Source organism: Nitrospira sp., assembly GCA_024998565.1.
Taxonomy (GTDB): Bacteria; Nitrospirota; Nitrospiria; order Nitrospirales; family Nitrospiraceae; genus Nitrospira_A.
Genome location: JACOEM010000012.1, coordinates 14,003 through 31,793 on the forward strand (window position 1 = coordinate 14,003; position 17,791 = coordinate 31,793).

13 protein-coding genes and 1 pseudogene are annotated in these 17,791 nt (G+C 57.4%); 6 read left to right on the forward strand and 8 right to left on the reverse strand.

Annotated features, from left to right (window positions below):
• Positions 1-41: 41 nt before the first annotated feature.
• The 7 genes from H8K11_16835 to H8K11_16865 all read right to left on the reverse strand — a co-directional run bounded on the left by H8K11_16835 (position 42) and on the right by H8K11_16865 (position 11,197).
• A complete protein-coding gene (locus H8K11_16835; GenBank protein MCS6265419.1) occupies positions 42-4,343 on the reverse strand; it encodes a PAS domain S-box protein in 4,302 nt (1,433 codons plus the stop codon).
• A gap of 22 nt (positions 4,344-4,365) precedes the next feature.
• Positions 4,366-7,203 (reverse strand): response regulator, encoded by a 2,838-nt coding sequence (locus H8K11_16840; protein ID MCS6265420.1) that lies wholly within the window; start codon positions 7,201-7,203, stop codon positions 4,366-4,368.
• A 67-nt stretch (positions 7,204-7,270) separates the two neighbouring features.
• Positions 7,271-7,990 carry a hypothetical protein gene (locus H8K11_16845; GenBank protein ID MCS6265421.1) on the reverse strand — a complete coding sequence of 240 codons (720 nt, stop codon included), beginning with the start codon at positions 7,988-7,990 and terminating at the stop codon, positions 7,271-7,273.
• Positions 7,991-8,065: 75 nt separating this feature from the next.
• The gene (locus tag H8K11_16850; protein MCS6265422.1) at positions 8,066-8,839 is read right to left on the reverse strand and encodes a c-type cytochrome; all 774 of its coding nucleotides are present in this window, start codon (positions 8,837-8,839) and stop codon (positions 8,066-8,068) included.
• Between the two features lie 13 nt (positions 8,840-8,852).
• Positions 8,853-10,298 carry a hypothetical protein gene (locus H8K11_16855; protein MCS6265423.1) on the reverse strand — a complete coding sequence of 482 codons (1,446 nt, stop codon included), beginning with the start codon at positions 10,296-10,298 and terminating at the stop codon, positions 8,853-8,855.
• 198 nt (positions 10,299-10,496) lie between these two features.
• On the reverse strand, positions 10,497-10,925 hold the full coding sequence (queF, locus tag H8K11_16860) for an NADPH-dependent 7-cyano-7-deazaguanine reductase QueF (GenBank protein ID MCS6265424.1): 429 nt from the start codon (positions 10,923-10,925) through the stop codon (positions 10,497-10,499).
• A gap of 23 nt (positions 10,926-10,948) precedes the next feature.
• Complete coding sequence (locus H8K11_16865; protein ID MCS6265425.1) at positions 10,949-11,197, reverse strand: methylenetetrahydrofolate reductase C-terminal domain-containing protein; 249 nt, start codon at positions 11,195-11,197, stop codon at positions 10,949-10,951.
• Between the two features lie 462 nt (positions 11,198-11,659).
• Between H8K11_16865 and H8K11_16870 the strand changes: the two genes are divergently transcribed.
• The 5 genes and pseudogenes from H8K11_16870 to H8K11_16890 all read left to right on the forward strand — a co-directional run bounded on the left by H8K11_16870 (position 11,660) and on the right by H8K11_16890 (position 15,815).
• Positions 11,660-12,559, forward strand: coding sequence for a ferredoxin oxidoreductase (locus H8K11_16870; protein MCS6265426.1), 900 nt, complete (start codon positions 11,660-11,662; stop codon positions 12,557-12,559).
• 23 nt (positions 12,560-12,582) lie between these two features.
• On the forward strand, positions 12,583-13,296 hold the full coding sequence (locus H8K11_16875) for a 2-oxoacid:acceptor oxidoreductase family protein (protein MCS6265427.1): 714 nt from the start codon (positions 12,583-12,585) through the stop codon (positions 13,294-13,296).
• A 24-nt stretch (positions 13,297-13,320) separates the two neighbouring features.
• Positions 13,321-13,551: pseudogene (locus H8K11_16880) on the forward strand (hypothetical protein).
• 114 nt (positions 13,552-13,665) lie between these two features.
• Positions 13,666-14,430, forward strand: a complete 765-nt coding sequence (locus tag H8K11_16885) for a 2-oxoglutarate:ferredoxin oxidoreductase (protein ID MCS6265428.1) — start codon at positions 13,666-13,668, stop codon at positions 14,428-14,430.
• A 38-nt stretch (positions 14,431-14,468) separates the two neighbouring features.
• Positions 14,469-15,815 carry a ferredoxin oxidoreductase gene (locus H8K11_16890; GenBank protein MCS6265429.1) on the forward strand — a complete coding sequence of 449 codons (1,347 nt, stop codon included), beginning with the start codon at positions 14,469-14,471 and terminating at the stop codon, positions 15,813-15,815.
• Between the two features lie 92 nt (positions 15,816-15,907).
• On the opposite strand, the gene H8K11_16895 is transcribed toward H8K11_16890, so the two are convergent.
• Complete coding sequence (locus tag H8K11_16895) at positions 15,908-16,156, reverse strand: hypothetical protein (GenBank protein ID MCS6265430.1); 249 nt, start codon at positions 16,154-16,156, stop codon at positions 15,908-15,910.
• A 185-nt stretch (positions 16,157-16,341) separates the two neighbouring features.
• On the opposite strand from H8K11_16895, the gene H8K11_16900 reads away from it, so the two are divergent.
• Entirely contained in the window at positions 16,342-17,427 is a 1,086-nt protein-coding gene (locus H8K11_16900) for a hypothetical protein (GenBank protein ID MCS6265431.1), read from the forward strand.
• The last annotated feature ends 364 nt before the right edge of the window (positions 17,428-17,791 follow it).

A 17,791-nucleotide genomic window follows, 5' to 3' on the forward strand; every position in this document is an offset into this window, starting at 1 on the left:
ACGTTCATTCGCAAGTCGCGAGAGCCGGTCGAGCGGTTGGTTTATCGGGCGGAGCGCTGTTGTAGTTCCGAGGTGATCGCGGCGCAGGCGAACTGATGGGCTTCGATGAGTTGCGACAGACGGTGCGCAGCCTCGTCGTTCCGGGCAAGCCGTCCAAGGGTCTCCAATTCTTTGCAATGGGCGGCGGTGGCCAGGACGCCGAGCTGGGCGCTGCTGGACTTCAAGCGGTGGGCGGCCTGAGAAAGAGCGACCGAATCCTGTGACTGCACGGCGGAGCGAATCTGCTCCACGAGCTGGCGGGAATCATCCAAGTAGGTTGCCAGCACGCGGGCTAAGATGTCGGGCCGTCCCGGGCGTTGGAGCGACAGAATCGCATCCCAGGCAGTCTTGTCGATGGTTGTCGGAACCGGTGCTTCCTCTGTGGCGGCCGGTTCGTCGGCGTCGGCGGTATGGGTGGAGGAGGCCTGGTCGGTCTCGCTCGCCTTGGCTGGCTGTGGCGTCAACCATTGCATGAGCAAGGCGTGTAGCTGCGAGACGGTAAACGGTTTGGTGAGATAGTCGTCCATCCCGGCGGCCAGGCAACGGGCGCGATCGCCTTCCATGGCATTGGCGGTCAACGCGATGATGGGCACATGGCGACGGTCGGTCGCCGTCGCTTCCTGCCGGCGAATGGCTGCTGTGGCAGTGAAACCATCCATCTCGGGCATCTGGCAGTCCATGAGAATGAGGTCGAACCGGCCGGTTGTGGCTGCCTCGACGGCGGCCCGTCCGTTGGGTGCGATCGTGATGCGACATCCCAGCATGTCCAGCATGAAGGATGCCACATCCTGGTTGACGGGGTTATCCTCGGCCAGGAGGATGTGGGCGTCGACGTGCGGACGCGGGGTCGGCGCGGACTCCGGGCTGTGGGGCACTGGTCCGGCGGACCCTCCGAGCACTCGCGTCAGGCAGTCTTTGAGCAGTGACTGTCGCACCGGCTTGCGCAGGAAGCTGTGAAAGAGCCGGTGGGTTACGTCGCTGTCGTCCGAGAGACGCTCGACTGAGCTGAGTGCGATCAGGGGGAGATTCTGATAAGCCGTCTGCTGTTTGATGGAACGCGCGAGATCGACGCCGTCCCGCCCCGGCATTCGAAGGTCGAGGATGGCCATGTCGATTCGATGCTGCGTGTGCCGGAAGTGCTCCAATTGGAGGAGCGCATCGTCGGCAGACTCCGCGGTGAAGACCGTGGCTCCCCAACTCCGCAGGTGGGTGGCCAGAATCTCGAGGTTTGTGCGTGCGTCATCGACGATCAGGATCTGCCGTCCGGCGAGATGGCGTTCGGCAAGCGGAGGGTATGCGGCGTGAGCACTTCCACGTGTGACGGTGAATGTGAACGAGAACGTCGTGCCCTGACCGGGCGCACTCACCAGGCCGACTTCACCACCCATCAGCCGTACCAGTTGTTTGACGATCGCCAGGCCGAGCCCGGTGCCGCCGAATCGCCGGGTGGTAGAGCCGTCGGCCTGGGTGAACGCCGTGAACAGTTGGGCCTGAGCGGCGTCAGGAATGCCGATGCCGGTATCGCGCACCTGGCAAGCGAGTGTGAGGGTATCCGCCTGTTGCTCTGCCAGCGCAAACGCGACCGTCACCTCCCCCTGTGTCGTGAACTTGATGGCGTTGCCGATCAGGTTGAGCAGAATTTGGCGTAGACGGACAGGGTCTCCCACGAGACTATCCGGCACCTCGGCCGGGATGAAGTAGGTCAACTCCAGTTTCTTGTTGCCCGCGGCCCCGGCAAACAATTCGACTGCCTCCTCAACGACCTGTCTCAGGCCGAACTCCACCTGTTCGAGTTCAAGCTTTCCCGCTTCGATCTTGGAGAAATCCAGAATGTCATTGATGACCTCGAGGAGGGCCACGCCTGAGCGGCGGACGGTTTCCAACAGCGACTGTTGTTTGGCCGAGAGACTGGTGCTCAGCAGCAGTTCGGTCATTCCGAGGACGCCGTTCAGCGGTGTGCGGATTTCATGACTCATGTTGGCCAGGAACCGAGACTTTGCCACATTGGCTGCCTCGGCCGCTTCTTTGGCCGAAACCAACTCCTGTGCCGTCAGCTTCAGCGGCGTGATATCGGTGGCGATGCCGAGGTAGCCGGTGATCCGGCCATCCGCCTCCCGCAGTGCCGTGACATTCAACAGTACCGTCTTCCTGGTGCCATCCTTACACACGTACGCCCACTCGTGCTCGTTGGGGAGATTCCGCCGGCATTTTTCGACGAACACGTCGAAGCCCGGTTCGATCGTGGTCCCCAATTCCGCGGAAAACTGGCGCGCTCGCGCGACCACTTCGTCCAAGTCGTGGAAGATGCCCGGGGTCTGTTTGCCGACTAATTCATCGGCGCTGTATCCCAGCAGGGCTTCCGCCGCCGGATTGAAGACCTGGATCATGCCGTCGGGCTTGCACGAGATGATCGCATGACCGGCGTTGTCCAGCATGGCCTTCTGGAAGGTCGAATAGGCCTGCAATGCGGTTTCGCTGCGGCGTTGTTCGGTAATGTCGCGGACGGTCGCCTGCAGTCCGGTGGTCCCTTTCAATGTGATGCGGGTCAACTGTACGCTCGCCAGGAAGGCGGGGCCGCCGACTCGTTTGTGTAACCACTCGAAGCTGTGAGAGCCTTCTTGAAGGGCCATCCCAATCATCTTCGGCGCCTTGACCATGGATTCTTCGCCGTCAGGCTGATGCTCGGGAGAGACGTCCCATGGTCCGAGTGACGTGAAATGCTCGGCGTCCCGCGCCCCGAAGAGTTGAACGGTCGCCGGGTTGCAGGCCGTGAAATTCCAATTCGGGGACGACAAAATCATGATGGCATCGCGCGAGGACTCGAACAGCTCGCGATACTTCTCTTCGCTCTCGTGCAGGATCGATTCGTGTGCGGTCCGGTCGGTGATATCTTCGGCGATGCCGAGCAGGAAGCGGGGGCGTCCCTGCTCATCCATGACAGGCAGTTTCTTGGTGCGCAGCAGTCGTACGCCCCGGTGCTGTGTGTGAATTTCTTCTGAGGCGACCTCGATGAGGCGGCCGCTCCGGAGCGCTTCGCGATCATGACGTGTGAAGCGGTCGGCCTCTTCTTTGCGGAAAAAATCATGGCCGGTCCGGCCGAGGATGAGGTCGCGACTGAATCCTGTGAGCTCCTCCGCCGCCCGATTCCAGCGTGTGAACCGGAGCTGTTCGGCTTCTTTCACATAGACCATGATGGGGAGGTTTTCGATCACCGAGTCGAGAAATTGTTCGGCACGTTTCGTTTCGGTTTCAGCCTTATGCCGGTCCGCTGCCTCTACGGCGAGCGAAACGGTGTTCGCCACTGAGGCCGCAAACTGCTGTTCCTCCGTCGTCCAGACTCTGGGCGTTCCGATGTGTTCACAGTGCAGCGCCCCAACGAGAATGCCCTCGGCGCGGATAGGCACGTTCAGCATGGAGGTGATCCCCAGCGGCAGCAGATGGTGTGCTGCAAATTCCACCGTTCGCGGGTCCGCCTGCGCCTCGTTCGCGACGATCATCTCTCCCGCCTCGAGCGATGAGAAGTACTGTGGATAAAGGGCGGCGGGTTGCTCGATGCCGTGTGAGTGTTGATCGCCCGGTTGGTCATAGAGGTCCGCGCACCGGAGAACCGCATGGTCCGGCGCATAAAACCAGATGCTGACCCGCGCGACGCGGAGGCTCTGTGTCGTGACCCGGGTGATGAGGTGGAAGGCCTCGGTCAATTGTCCACGGTAGATCGCCTGATTGCTCGCCAACCCGACCATGCCTGTCTGTAAGCGGCGGAGTAACGCGGAGTTTTCGATCTGATGTGGCTCCGCCTCCTTCTGGGCTGTGAGATCCCGGAACGTCAGGACGGCTCCGCGTACGACGCCATCATGCGACATCGGAGTGATCGTCAGAGAAATCGGCGTCAACTGGCCATCTTGTCTGAGCAGGAGACCATTGTCGGTCCGGTAGGGGAGAGCGGATTGCAGCGGAGGAATGGAGCGGTCGGTTACGAAGCACTCGTGGCGGAATTCCTCCGGGCCGGGAGCAAGCAGTTGATACGCGGGGCGTCCTTTCAGGTCATGGGCGGGGGCGCCGATTAAGATCTCGGCCTGGGGATTCAGTCTGAGGATGTGCCATTGCGCATCGACGATGCACAGGCCTTCGTCGAGCGAGCAGAGGACGGCGTCGAGTGCGCGGCCTTCGTCGAGGGACAGAGGCGTGTTGGAAGGCGGAATCTCCCGGTGTTCGGTTTGCGAGTCGCCCGAGTCGGTCGCGAGTTGCCCGCTTGTGCGCCGCACGCTCTGCCTGAGTTGTTGCAGAAGCCGACGCATCGTCACGACTGGTCCTTCCGATGGGGCATCATGCCGCCGACCGTCCTGCCCGGTTGAGTTCTTCACGCATCAGGGCGCATACCGCTCGGTGTTCAGCAATGAGGCGCCCGCAGAGATCGGGAAGATTATCCGGAGTGCCTGCCCGGCATGTCGCTTCGATTTGCGCGTACAGGTCGGCCAGTCGCGGTGCGCCGAGCTGGGCCGTTGAAGATTTCATCATATGGGCGATGGTCTTTACAGCCTGGATGTCGGCGCCGGCCATGGCCTGCTGGAGCTGACTAAGCTGGGCGTCGGCATGGGGCACATACAATGTGAGGGCTTTGTGGAGAAGATCCGGCTGGCCGGGTCGTTGGCGAGCACGGATCGCCTGCCACGCGTTGAGGTCCACATGGTCGTCGCTTGGCGCGGCGGCTTCGGCCGGTGGTGCCGTCTGTGGGGGCGGTGCCTGCGGTGTCGACCGCAGAAGGGGTTCGGTTGTCCGTGAGGGCCCCTTGATGGAAAGCCGGCGGTGCAGCACTTCCTTGAGCGTGGTCAATGTAAACGGCTTGGACAGATAATCATCCATGCCTGCCGCGAGGCACCGCTCGCGGTCTCCTTCCAATGCATTTGCGGTGAGGGCCACGATGGTCGTGTGCCGGGGTTGCGCGGCCTGCGTTTCCTGTTCACGAATCAGGGCGGTGGCGGTCAGGCCGTCCATTTCCGGCATGTGGCAATCCATCAGCACCAGGTCGAATGGCCGATTCGTGAGCGCCTCGACCGCCTCTCTGCCGTTTTCAACCATGGTGGTGGTGCACCCGAGTAGCTCCAGCATCGTAAATGCCACTTCGCGGTTGACGGGGTTGTCTTCCGCGAGCAGGACGTGGGCGGCGAATGGGACGGCCTGATCGTCGGGCTGGGTCGGCGCGGGTGCCTCGGTCGCCGGGACGTGGTGGCACAGGCGTGTGAGGCAATCTTTCAACAACGACTGGTGGACCGGCTTTCTCAGCCAGGCACTGAAGAGCGACGGGTGCCGCTGGGATTCGTCTGTGACCTGGTCGACCGAACTGAGCGCGACGAGCCCCATGTCGGAACGCCGCGCATCTTCTCTAATGGTCCGAGCCAGCGTAATGCCGTCCATGTCCGGCATGTGAATATCCAGCACGGCCAGATGGACTCTGCGCCGGGCCGTACATTGGCGATCGAGCAACGCCAGCGCTTCCAGGCCGGAGGTGGCGGACAGCACTGCGGCGCCCCAGGCGGTCAAGTGCGTTTCAAGGATTTGCCGGTTCGTCGGGTTGTCATCGACGATTAAAATGGAACATCCGTCTAACGGCGTTTCGGTTGCTCCCGAGGCGGCAGTGCGTTGGGCGGCGCATTGCAGTTCGACGGTGAACCAGAACGTGGATCCCTGGCCGGACACGCTGTCGACGCCCACATCGCCTCCCATCAGGAGGGCGAGTTGTTTCACAATCGCGAGACCAAGCCCTGTGCCGCCGAATTTCCGTGTGGTGGAGTTATCGGCCTGGGAGAACGCCTGAAACAATCGTGCCTGTGCCGCTTCAGGAATGCCGACTCCCGTATCGCGGATGCGGAATTTGAGCGTCAGGTTCGTCGGGGTATGGGTGAGGAGTTCGAGTGTGACGGCCACGTCGCCGGTGTGGGTGAACTTGATGGCGTTGCCGACGAGATTCAGAAGGATCTGCCGGAGCCGAACAGGATCTCCAATCACGGTGTCCGGGATGTCCGGCGGCACGAAACAGGTGAGTTCGAGGTGTTTGCGACCGGCGGTTTCTGCAAACAGATCCACTGCATCTTCAACCGTCTGTCTGAGGCCGAACTCGATCCGTTCCAACTTCAGTTTGCCGGACTCGATTTTCGAGAAATCAAGGATTTCATTGATGATGTCCAGGAGCCCGGTGCCGGACCGGTGCAGGGTTTCCGTCAATGAACGCTGCTTGGGTGTGAGTGCTGTTGTGAGGAGGAGTTCCGTCATCCCCAGCACCCCGTTCATCGGGGTGCGGATTTCGTGGCTCATATTCGCGAGGAATTGCGATTTGGCACGATTCGCCGCCTCGGCCGCCTCCTTGGCCTGATGCAATTCGGTGGTTCGTTCCCGTACAGCTTGCTCCAGTGAGTCGGTAAAGGATTGGAGCCGCTGTGCCTGCGTGGTGAGCAGAGTGGTGGTCGTCTCAACCAGATCGACGACCTGCTCCAGTTCGCCCTTGCAGGACGGCGAGGCAGGGGAGTTGTCGTTGTCGGACGTCTCATCGCCGGACGGCGCCTGTTCCGAGACGCAATGGAGGGTATGCAGGGTCTCCTGCAGCTTTTCGGCAGTTTCTCGAAACAGGCCGGACATGCGCCTGATCCCGAGTTGAGCGACCGAAATCGTGGCCCCCATGAATAGGACTGACAGGAGGAAGAGGCGGCGCGCTTCGCGGGTGAGTTCCTCCTGCATCGCCGCGAGGGAAAACTCGATCCGCACCCACGCGGCGATGTCCTGTTCGTTCAGGAGCGGCGTGGCGACCAGGAGTGTGGGCACGCCGCCCATAGTTTGGCCATGGGAAATGGTCTCGGCGTTGGTTTCGTGTGCCTGCGCGAGGGTCTCATCCGTCAGCTGCTGTCCGATTTGCTGAGGATTCGTCGCTGCGACGATCATGTTGTCGGGATCGATGATGAGGATACTCAGAATGTCCGAATCCTGGGCATAGCGACCTAACGCTTCTTGGATGCGAAAGAGATTGTCCAACACGGCGGCTGCGCCCACCATTGAAAACGTGCGGCTGACCGCCAGCGCCCGGGCTTGCGTGGCCTGTTCGATGGACTGACGAATTTCAACTAACCGGAAGGTCGCGAAACCGGCCATGCCGATCGTAATCAGGACCGCCATTCCGATGCTAAGACGAAGGCGGAGATTCCCGTGCCAGATGCGCCAGGGGCGACAAATCCAGTCGGTCCTATTTTTTATTGGCATCGACATGAGCGGGGTATTCGATCGTGATGGTGGCTTCGCCGCGAGCTGGAATCGTGATTCGTTGTTGGAACGTTCCCAATGTGTCGTGCCAGACTGTTACGAGGTGCTCCCCCGGGGTGAGTTGGGCGATCTGAAACGCGCCGGTGTCGTCTGTGACACTAAAAAAGGGGTGGGTGAAGGCGAGCACAGTGGCGCGCATAAATTTGTGTGCATCGCACTGGACCATATAGATGCCGGGTTGCTTGAGCGGTTTTTCGACCGGTCGGCTCGCGGGAATCATGGCGACATTCACAAAGGTTCGCGGTCCCATGGAAATGTGGGTGTTGTGCATGACGGGGTCATCATTGCGGATCTCCAGTTGTTGGCCGACCTCGCCCGCGACAATGCGAGGGGAGAAGGCACAATGGGTATTGGTGAGCACAAGCGGGCGGCGTGGCAAATCGGCCGTGGGGACTGTGTCACCGTCGATGCTGACGACTGCGGCTTGAAGGCCTCGCGTCTTCGCATTCACCGTCACGGGGTGGATGGCGGTGGTGGTGCCGCAGAACGACGAATCGCGTGTGACCGTGATCACCTGCCCTGATTCGATCGGGCCGGCATAGGTGATTCGGCCCATCAGTGTGCTTGTGGGAGATTCCGCTCTCAGGAGGGCGCTCGGGCCGAGCATTACGCAGAGCGTCACGGTCAGCAGTATCGGTTTCATGTACCGCATCTCCATTTCCTCGTTGGGCGTCCGATTCGCAGGTTGTATGAAATGTGGGTGCTTCATGGTGCCGAATTATCGCCCCGGCTGACCTGATAGGGACTGGAGGTACCACACCAGATCCCATGCAGCTTCTTCCTGTCCGGAAAATTCATCGGCATAGGCAGGCATCGGGGTGCCGTCCAGGCCGGTCATGATGCTTCGATAGAGATCGTGAGGCGTCGCCCCGTTTTTGAATGAGGATGGGTCGGTGAGGTCCGTGGCGGTCATGGGAAGGTTGTTGGCGTCCCGCAGGTGCCCGGCCTTCGATTCCGGCCCATCACCTGCACCATTGTCCCCGTGGCAGGTCCGACACTCGTACTTGGCGTACAGAGCCCGGCCGTTTGTGATTCCATTCCCGGAGGGAAGGGGCGGCGGAGAGGGGAGCGCGATCGGCGTCGGCTGTTCCTGCTCGAACGCCGGATTCAACGATTTGAGATAGGCGATGACCTGCCATCGTTCCTGCTCGTTCAAGGATCGGTACGACGGCATGAAGCCGGGAATGCCCTGTGTGATGGTTCTGAAGAGATCCTGATCCGTTGGCAGTTCACCCGAGGGGGTGCTTCGCAGTTTGTAGCTCTCTGCCGTGAAGTCGCGAGGACGAGGGGCTGCGTACCGACCGATGGACCAGCCGGATGGCCCGTCCCCTTTCCCTTCGCTGCCATGGCACCAGGCGCAGGCCCGATCATAGATTCGATGCCCCTCGGTAATGGTATCCCGCCCGTCCTTCGGCCGTAGCGCTTGCGCGGTCGTGGCGCAGAAGCCTGTCACGATGAGGATCGCAAGATATCGGAGTACACGGCGATGCATGATTCTTCCCGGTCTAGTAAGAGATATCGATTCCCACAAAAGCTGCATGTCTCAGATTGCGAGCCGCTGCATTGCCCTCTTCTGCACGACGCAAATTGAGGTCGTGTCGGGCGTAAACGGCCACATTCGAGCGAAGGTAGTGCTTGATCTGCATGCCGGCGAACGTTTGTGATGTACGCTGGGCCAGATCTCCTCCGGCATCCATGTTGTCGTACCGTAGCGAGAGCAGGGTTCGGTTCGTGACGTAGGCATCCAGCGCGACGGTCACTCCGCTGGCGGTGGTGTCGAAATTGCTCAAGGCCGCTGTCGGGATATGTGTGATTCTATCCAGTGTATACATCCCATGGAGATCCAGCATTTTGTAGCGCAGGTGGGCAGCCGCACCGTAGCGATTCCAATTCGCATCGACGTTGCGTGTGCCGTCGAATACGGTGGCGTTGCTGTTCCCGAGATAGGCAAATCCCGAGAGGCTTGCTGAAAAGTTGGCTGAGCGGGCGTAATCAAGGCGGATGGCGCCGTAAAAGTCTTTGCCTTTGTTGGAATCTCCAAAGCCTTCGTTCGATCCATTCAGCACGCCGACCTGATACATGAACCAGTCGCCGAACGGGCGCCCGCGGACTTCGACGCCGGTTTCCGCCACTGCGTTGTAGAGCGAGGGGGCATAGGGGGAAATGACGGCCCCTGAGCGATCGCGCAAACCGTAGAATTTGGCGGCTGCGGCAAGCGGGAAGAGCCCTGCCCGCTGGACCGCGTCGCTGGAGGAATTCGTGCTCTCACCGATAAATTCGAGTTGTTGCCGGAGAGTGGAAAAGGAGAATACGGCCGAAGGGTCGAGTTTTCCGATGCGGATATTGGCAATATTCTCACCTGCAACATTGTTGAACGTAATGAAGGCTCGCTCGATCCCTGTTGCCCCTTCTTCGAGATTGGATTCCAGCTCGGCAAAAAACCCGATATTTTTGCTCAGGGTGCCGGCAGTGAATAGGCTGAACACTTCCGGGAATCCGAGCTCGCTTTTGTTTTGGACCGTGCCGGATTCTGCCCCCGGCGGATTCTGCTGCTTGAAGTTGTGGGCGCGCAGGACGTTTCCACGGAGCCGGACACCTGTGTAGTTCGCAAAATCATCCAGGCTGAGGTCGCCGAGATTCTTCTTTCCTGTGATGCCTCCATCTTCGGTTCCCGGAAGCTGATAGCCGTTTTCAAGGAACCGCTCACCGAATGTATTGAGCTGTGGTGGAGCCGTGTGGCACGTCGTGCAGTTCAACGCATATTTCCGCGCAAAGGCGGGGATAGCTTCTGCGGTTTGAACCGACATGTCGTAGGTTCCCGATATCACAACAAAGAGCCCTACCACCGCCTGAACGATGGTTGCTCCCATGGAGTGCGTGCGCAAGACGGTGTCCTTTTCCTGCTCGATAGCAACCCTGTTGCGACGCACAGGTAGCCTGTGCCGACCCATGCCGCACCCTGACTGTCTGATGTCGGTGGATTTTGAGTGGGACTTTAGGCGTTTTCAGTGAGAAACATTGGCAGTGCGCAGCACGTAATGAGCTGCCGCAGAGTTAGTGGGATAGTTGCGATGGGAGTGCCGGTGATGAGGTGAAGCGAGGCAAGTAGCCAGTGGAAGGCGCGCAGAGGAGGCTGTTGAGCAGGCAATTTATGCCGGATAGTTTGCTTCGATCACGCTTCGCAGTCCCCCACGAGCGGCAAATTCACCGGTTACCGTCGCCTTGGTTGGCCGACAGGCTCGTACGATGTCCTGAAGGATGCGATTGACCGCATTCTCGTAGAAAATTCCTACATTTCTGTAGGCATGAATGTACATTTTGAGCGCCTTAAGCTCGAGGCAATACTTGTCTGGCCTGTAGCGAAGGGTGATAGTTCCAAAGTCCGGCAGGTTGGTCTTAGGACAAATGGCTGTGTACTCTGGGATGACGATTGTAATTTCGTATCCCTTGTATTGATTGGGGAATGTCTCAATGTCGGGCAGGGGAGTAGCGATCCCGCTCTTGGCGTGCCGTTCGTTGTATCCCAGCCTTGTGGTTGCTCCCGCGGGCTTCTGTTTTTTATTACCTTTCGCCGTCACCCGATCACCCCACCTTGTTGTTGTCAGACTTGCTTCATCCACTCCAGTTGGCCCAGTTCGTTCAATTTATTGTAGAGCGTGACCCACGGACAGGTCATTTCCGGATAGACCTCGCAGAATCCACCTTTGCGGACGCCTCCGCATGGACCATGGCTCATGAATTTTGGGCACTCGGCCTTGAGTGAGCCATCCGGGATTGGTGGTCGCTTGTGCACCCCTCCCGCATGTTGCTCGCCATGTTCTTCTCCCGGGACCAGCACTCGTATAGGCATAGGCGCAGTGTAGATCGAAACGCGTTAAGCAGCAATGTTTACCCGCTTCTCGGGTCAACTGCAACTGAATTGCGTGACGCATCGTGGTTGCGGCAGAAGTAAAATCTTCGCGTTCAAGCGGATTTAGGGCCAAGGGCCTAGCACCGTTATTTCTACTAGGCCTTCTTTCGTCCGGTGTGGGCCTTCTGCAAAGTTGCATTGCTTTTCCGGACTCTATAGACTCGCCATTGTCCTGGAGTAATGGGACTTTTTTCCGTACTGGTTGCAATTGACAGATTTTTTCGGGCTTTGTTACACTCGGCAACTATGCGAAGTAAGAATGCTAACATTCCGTTCCGTGTCGGGAACACAGGTCGGTACTCAAGTCCAAATATAACGTCAAGATAATCTGCACCTGACTTTTTCTGACCGTTGTTGTTGGTCCGAAGAAAGTCCTCAGCTTATAAAAGGGAGGGAATTCTTATGAGCCTTGATTACGTCAAGTTTTCAAGTGGCTTTGAAAAGTTCATGCCGAAAGAATATCGGGACATGGTTGAGCATGGTCCCTTCGGGAAAAAAGTCTCTGTTTCGCAAATGGGCTCCTTCAAGGAGGTGCTTGAAGAGCACCCGATGTGTGCCGGCTGTGCGATGACCCTTTTCATCCGGCTCGCCATGATTGCCTTCCCCAATCCAGAGGACACCATCACGGTTGGAACTGCCGGTTGTGGACGCCTGGCGATCTCGCAGGCCGCCATTCCTTTTGTGTACGGCAATTACGGCGACCAAAACGGTGTGGCAAGCGGGCTGTCCCGTGGGTTGCGGCTTCGGTTTGGTGATAAGCCCAAGGACGTGGTTGTTATGGCCGGTGACGGCGGTACGGCTGATATCGGATTTCAGCAGGTCCTTCACTCCTGGTTCCGCAAGGAACGCTTCACCACCATCATGTTGGACAATGAAGTGTACGGGAATACCGGTGGGCAGGAAAGCGGCATGACCAATCGTGGCGCCGTGCTCAAGATGGCTCCGTTAGGGAAGAAGTTTGAGAAGATGGATATGCTGCAGATGGCCAAAGTTGCCGGCTGCGCCTATGTTGCGACGGTGGTGCCGAACAATCCTCGCCGTGTTGAGAGCGTCATTAAGAAGGCCGTGTTGATCGCCAGAGAGGTCGGGTCTACCTACATTCAGGCTTATACTTCCTGCAACATTGAATATGCCATTCCGACCGACAAGGTTATGGAAGACGCAAAGAACGTTGAAAACGATCGCTATCAGTTCTCCGAATATATTACCGACGAGGCGAAGCAATTTCTTACGGAACGGTATGGCTACAAGGAATTTCTCCCGAAGCCGGCTGCTCCCGCTCCTGGGCTTCCCAAGGCCTGAGCAACGTTTAAGGAGGGTTGAGTATGGCGACACGGTTCAATATTCGTATGGCGGGTGTGGGCGGCCAGGGCGTTGTGACCGGCTCGCATATTCTTAGTACGGCGGTCATTCATGCCGGAGGAGAAAGCACGATCGTTCCGTTTTATGGATCAGAAAAGCGCATGGCACCAGTCGAGAGCTATGTTCGAGTCTCGGATGAGCCTATCTATGAAATCGGTGAGATCACCTTCCCGCATATCATCATCATCTTTCACCCGCAGGTCATCACGCACGGCAAGTCGTACACCATGCCGTTCTACTTCGGGTTGAAGGAGAACGGGATTGCCTTGATTAATAACGATGGTCCGATGAAGCTTCATCGGGACCAGGCGCGTGAGCTCGAAGAGCGCCATGCGAAACTGTATTATTTCCCGGCGACAAAGCTTTCTTTGGAAGTAGCGGGAATGGACCTCGCCACGAACATGGCCTTGATGGGTTGCATCGGGGCGATCACAGGACTGACCTCTGTTGAGGCCTTGGAACAATCGGTGAAAGATCGGTTCCTCGGAAAAGGTTTTGTGGTCTCCGGAGGTACTGCTGCGCTGGACAGCGTCGTTGAACGGAAATTCAAGAAGAAGCAAGAGTTGATCGAGAAAAACGTGGCAGTTATTCGCGCCGGCTGGAATTATGCCGTTGACCATGGATGGGCGGCCCCCTCTGTGAAGCGTTCGGAAACGACGGAGAGCGTCACCGCATAATCCAGTTATGGACAAGGAGTTCTCATGTATCTCGTAGCCGATATCAGTGTTGAGATCTGTGCTGCCAAGAGCTGTAAGTTGTGCACTCAGTATTGCCCTGAAGCCAATACCATTTTGTATAGCGATGAAATGGGCAAGGACAAGGGATTCAAGTACGGCTCGGCTTATGTGGCGGTAGATCGTTGTAAGGGCTGCGCGCAATGCGTGTGGGTCTGTGACAATATGGCAAAGAACAATGCCATTAAAATGATCATGATCGATCAGCTGCCGGTTGCAGCGTTGACGGACAATATTACCTATGGGGAAAAGAGCACGACGGCGACATTGGTCAGCCCTGTAGTTGGGTAATTGCACGAAAGGGGAACGGGCGTGGGAACGACGCAAGATACGAGAGAACGGATAATCGTGCCGGGACCAGCAGGGTTCCATCCACCATCAGCGGCTCAGTTGGGAGTCTCGCTGCCGGACCCTGGGCAGGGACTGTATTATGGCTTGCTGGAGCCCAACGAAGACACAGTCATTGAAGAGATGGCTCGGAAGATGTTGACGAGCCCGAATGCGACGATTTTCCCTGGTCCTCTCGTCTTGTGGGCGTGGAACAACCATGCCGTCGAGAAGGCGCAAGCGGTTCTTGAAATTGCGGCGCAGATCCCAGATGTGATGATCATTCCCATGCCGGATTATCGGCCAAAGTATCCCAAAATCGATCCAGAAGAGGTGATCAATCCAAACCACCCGAATCTCACTATTTGGGGTAATAAGATTGAGGCCTGTATTTTTATCGGTGTTCATTGTCACTATGCCAATCTTACGTTGAAAATGATCAGGGCGGGGACGAACTGCTGCACCATGGCTATCTGTGCCGAGCAGGGACATGAGGACGCCATGCTGACCATTCGCGATTCGGATACGTTGAAGCTGAAGAAAACCGCACAAATCTTTAAGAAGGTTCGTGAGGAAATGGGCATAAAGCTTCCGGATAACGGCGAGAACGTCCGATTCACTGGAACTCAATCAAAGGTCCATGACGGAAAGACGCACACGAATCCTATGACCTTTATGCCCTCTGCTGCAGGCGTAGGCAGCGCGGCTACATTTGGCCACTCAGCTGAACAGATGAAGCGGGAAGGCTAAGGTTTTAGGCTAAGGCGATACAGTCAAGAGGTGCAACGATGAGCGAAGCATTGGAATCCAAACAAAAGACCAATCCGCAGGGTGACCCTACTACGAGCGTGTCGGCTCCGAAGGCCGAGACCAAGAAGGATCCGCACGCAGATGCAAAGCGGCAGAAGGTCGTCACTCCTGAGTACATGTTCCTGGAAGCTCCTCGAACGAAGGAGTTCATCACTGGCAGCGAAGCCGCAAAAGAGGCTATTCGCCGGTCAAACGTCGATCTTGCCATTGCCTACCCCATTACCCCCCAAAGTGAAACCATGCAGTTGGTCGGCGTGTTGTATGGTGAGGGGTACGTCAAGGAATATTACCGTGGCGAAGAAGAAGTCGGTGTCATGGCGGCTATCGCCGGCGGGTCACGGGCTGGAGTTCGTTGTTATACGGCAACGGCTGGGCCAGGCACGTTGAGAGGGTTGGAAGGGATTGCTTCTTGGCCAGGGCACCGGCTACCAGTTGTGGCCATGTTTACTTGCCGAGTGGTGAACGCACCGCTGGCCATTCAACCTGACAATATCGAAGTGTCTTATCTGCTCAATTGCGGTATGATTGTGTTCCATGCTGAAAATCAGCAGGATATGTATGATTTCACGTTGGCTGGGTTTGTTATCAGCGAGAAGAATGATGTGACCCTCCCAGTCGGCGTGTGCTGTGACGGATTTTTTGTGACGCACGCTCGTGGCTATGTGCGTATGCAAGATCGTGGGATGAAACTTCCCCCGCGCGAACCTTGGCGTGGGGCGGTGCCGGTGCTTGATGCTGAGAACCCTCCGGCACGACTCTCTCGCGATGCCCCCGTTCAGAAGTCCAATTTTATGGCCTACAACATTCACGCGGTGTGGCAGCAGGAAGTGTGGGCTGCTGTGGAGCGCTCCCGTAAGTACATCAACCAGTACATGGGCGGACTACTCACGGCAGAGAATGTGGATGATGCGGAGGCGGTTATTATTGCTTCAGGTAGTGCGGCCGCTCAATCCCGTGAAGCGGTTCGTATTTGCGCCGAAAAAGGTATTAAGATCGGCCTGATTAAGATTCGATCGCTCCGCCCATTCCCGACTCAGGAATTGCGCAAGCTCTGCGGGAAAGCTAAATTGATCGTTGTGCCGGAATTCAACTATGTCGGATGGTTAGCCAAAGAAGTGGCGACTGCTATCTACGGTTTCTCAAATGCCAAGATTATCGGTGGCCCGAGAGTGTATGGCGGGCAGTCTATGCCGGTGGAATTGATCGTGGACGAAGTCGAATCCGGTTTGACCGGAAAGAAGTCCACGAACGTTGCGATTTCACAAGTTATGGGCGCCTCAGCTGCTGATCATGAGGCCATGGGGCATTTCATGCGCAGCATTTAGGTCAAGAGTAACATTGAGGTAGAAACAGCAGGGCCCGTTCGGTTATGCCGAACGGGCCCTGTGTATTTTGGAAGATGCTCGAGTGTGGCTCCTCAGCCCTGAAGATCCTCCTCGACTAGATCAGGACTTTCCGGCATCCCGTGAGCAACGTACTTGGCATAGGACAGGTAGATCGATGCGCTATCGCGCATGGCTTTGGTACCGTTGGCCATACGGTGCAACTTGTCTGAGCCGGGGGCTTCAGTCTTGCGGAGATGATCGACATGGTCATGGAGGATAAGTGTGAAGCGCTCCATGGCCATCTCCACCTCCCGATATGCTTGCAAAATATGGTCAGTCATGTGAATGCTCCTTCTCTGATGAGAATACCCCAGCCTGCTTTGGGGGGTCAACCGAGGGTCTGTCTATGTACCAACTATCACCGGCAGTGTTGAGGGCTATCACGAAGGTGGCCAAAGTAAATCTCCTTGAACACTCTGAGGGGCCATCCCAATCAATAGTTGGGGCAGTGTCGGGACTTTCCGAAATGTTTACACGAAGTGGGCAGGTGGGAAACAGGGTTTACTTCGAGGACCCTCAGTTGCGGGTCGGTTACTTGGTCTACTACCTGCCGGTTAATCTCGCCAAAGTGCAGGTCCTCTTGGACGAACTGCAGCCTATATATCCCCTCGTTCCGGACCAGGATTTTCGAGTATTGGACCTCGGTGGCGGCCCTGGAACAGGAGCCATCGGCGTACTCGATTGGTGCCTTTCGAGGGCTGCGAGGCCGCCGTCTACCCTCCGCGTGATAGCTGTTGATCGTTCACCCCATGTCTTAAGGGTGGCTACTGATGTTTGGCAGGCCTATTCTGAACAGCAGCGGGATCAGTCTATCCTGCCGTTGACAACCGTGGAGTGCAACCTCGAACGTTCCCTGCCCTCCACTATCCGTGACGGCGGTGGTGTAAATGGTTACCAGCTTATTATTGTTCAGAATCTTCTCTCAGAGCTATTCGTGGGCAGTATGGATTCCGTGGGACAACGGACTGCGTTGATAGGGGAACTCCTGAATTACTTGGACTCTGAAGGGAGTCTAATGCTTATCGAGCCGGCTACGCGGTCTGCTTCGCGGGATCTACATCAGGTGCGAGACAACCTTCTGGCAGGGCGGCACTGTTCTGTCTATGCCCCCTGTCTCCATGACGCGCCCTGTTCCGCGTTAGTCAAGCCGGATGATTGGTGCCATGAAGAGCGGAGGTGGGAGAAGCCGGCCTGGATTGCTCAAGTCGATCGACAAGTCGGGCTTATCAAGGATGCGCTTAAATTTTCCTATGTGATTCTGCGAAAGGACGGAAAAACGCTCGTGCCGCGAAATCCCGACTATCACCGGGTGGTGAGCGAGTTACGCGTGATGAAAGGAGAAAAACGAGTGTGGCTGTGCGATCAAGCAGGAAGGTCGGAGATTGGGCGTCAGGACAAGGAGAGCTCAGTGTCGAACCTGGCATTTGATAACTGGCATCGCGGGGCTATCATTCGGGTGAGCGAAATTGTCAGGAAGGAGCGAAAAGGACGACCGGCCATGGTTGGCCGCATTACCTCGTCCGGCACCGTGGAGATCGTTCGCTCTGCGTAAAGATCTAGTCAGCCTCAGGTTCTGAGGAACCGTGCTGATGGGATACCCGATCTTCGTCGAAGAGTTCGGCCATTTCCGCTGCAATCATGTCCCGATCGTTTGGGACTGAAATGAGCGGAATTTCCTTCCGGGGCTTCGTTTCACCCTGGGTACCCGGAGTAGGAGGTTTCTGGGAGTCTGGTTCTGGTGTGGTGTTCATAATAGACCCAGTATACATGAAACTTCGTTCGGAAGGTTACTCAAACGCTTCCAATGAAGATCGTTCAGGGAACTGTGTCTGGCAGGCGTTGCAGGTAACAAAATAGATTGCTTCGCGGACGGACATGGTGATCCGAAAGTCCAAGGTCACCCCACGATGCTGGCA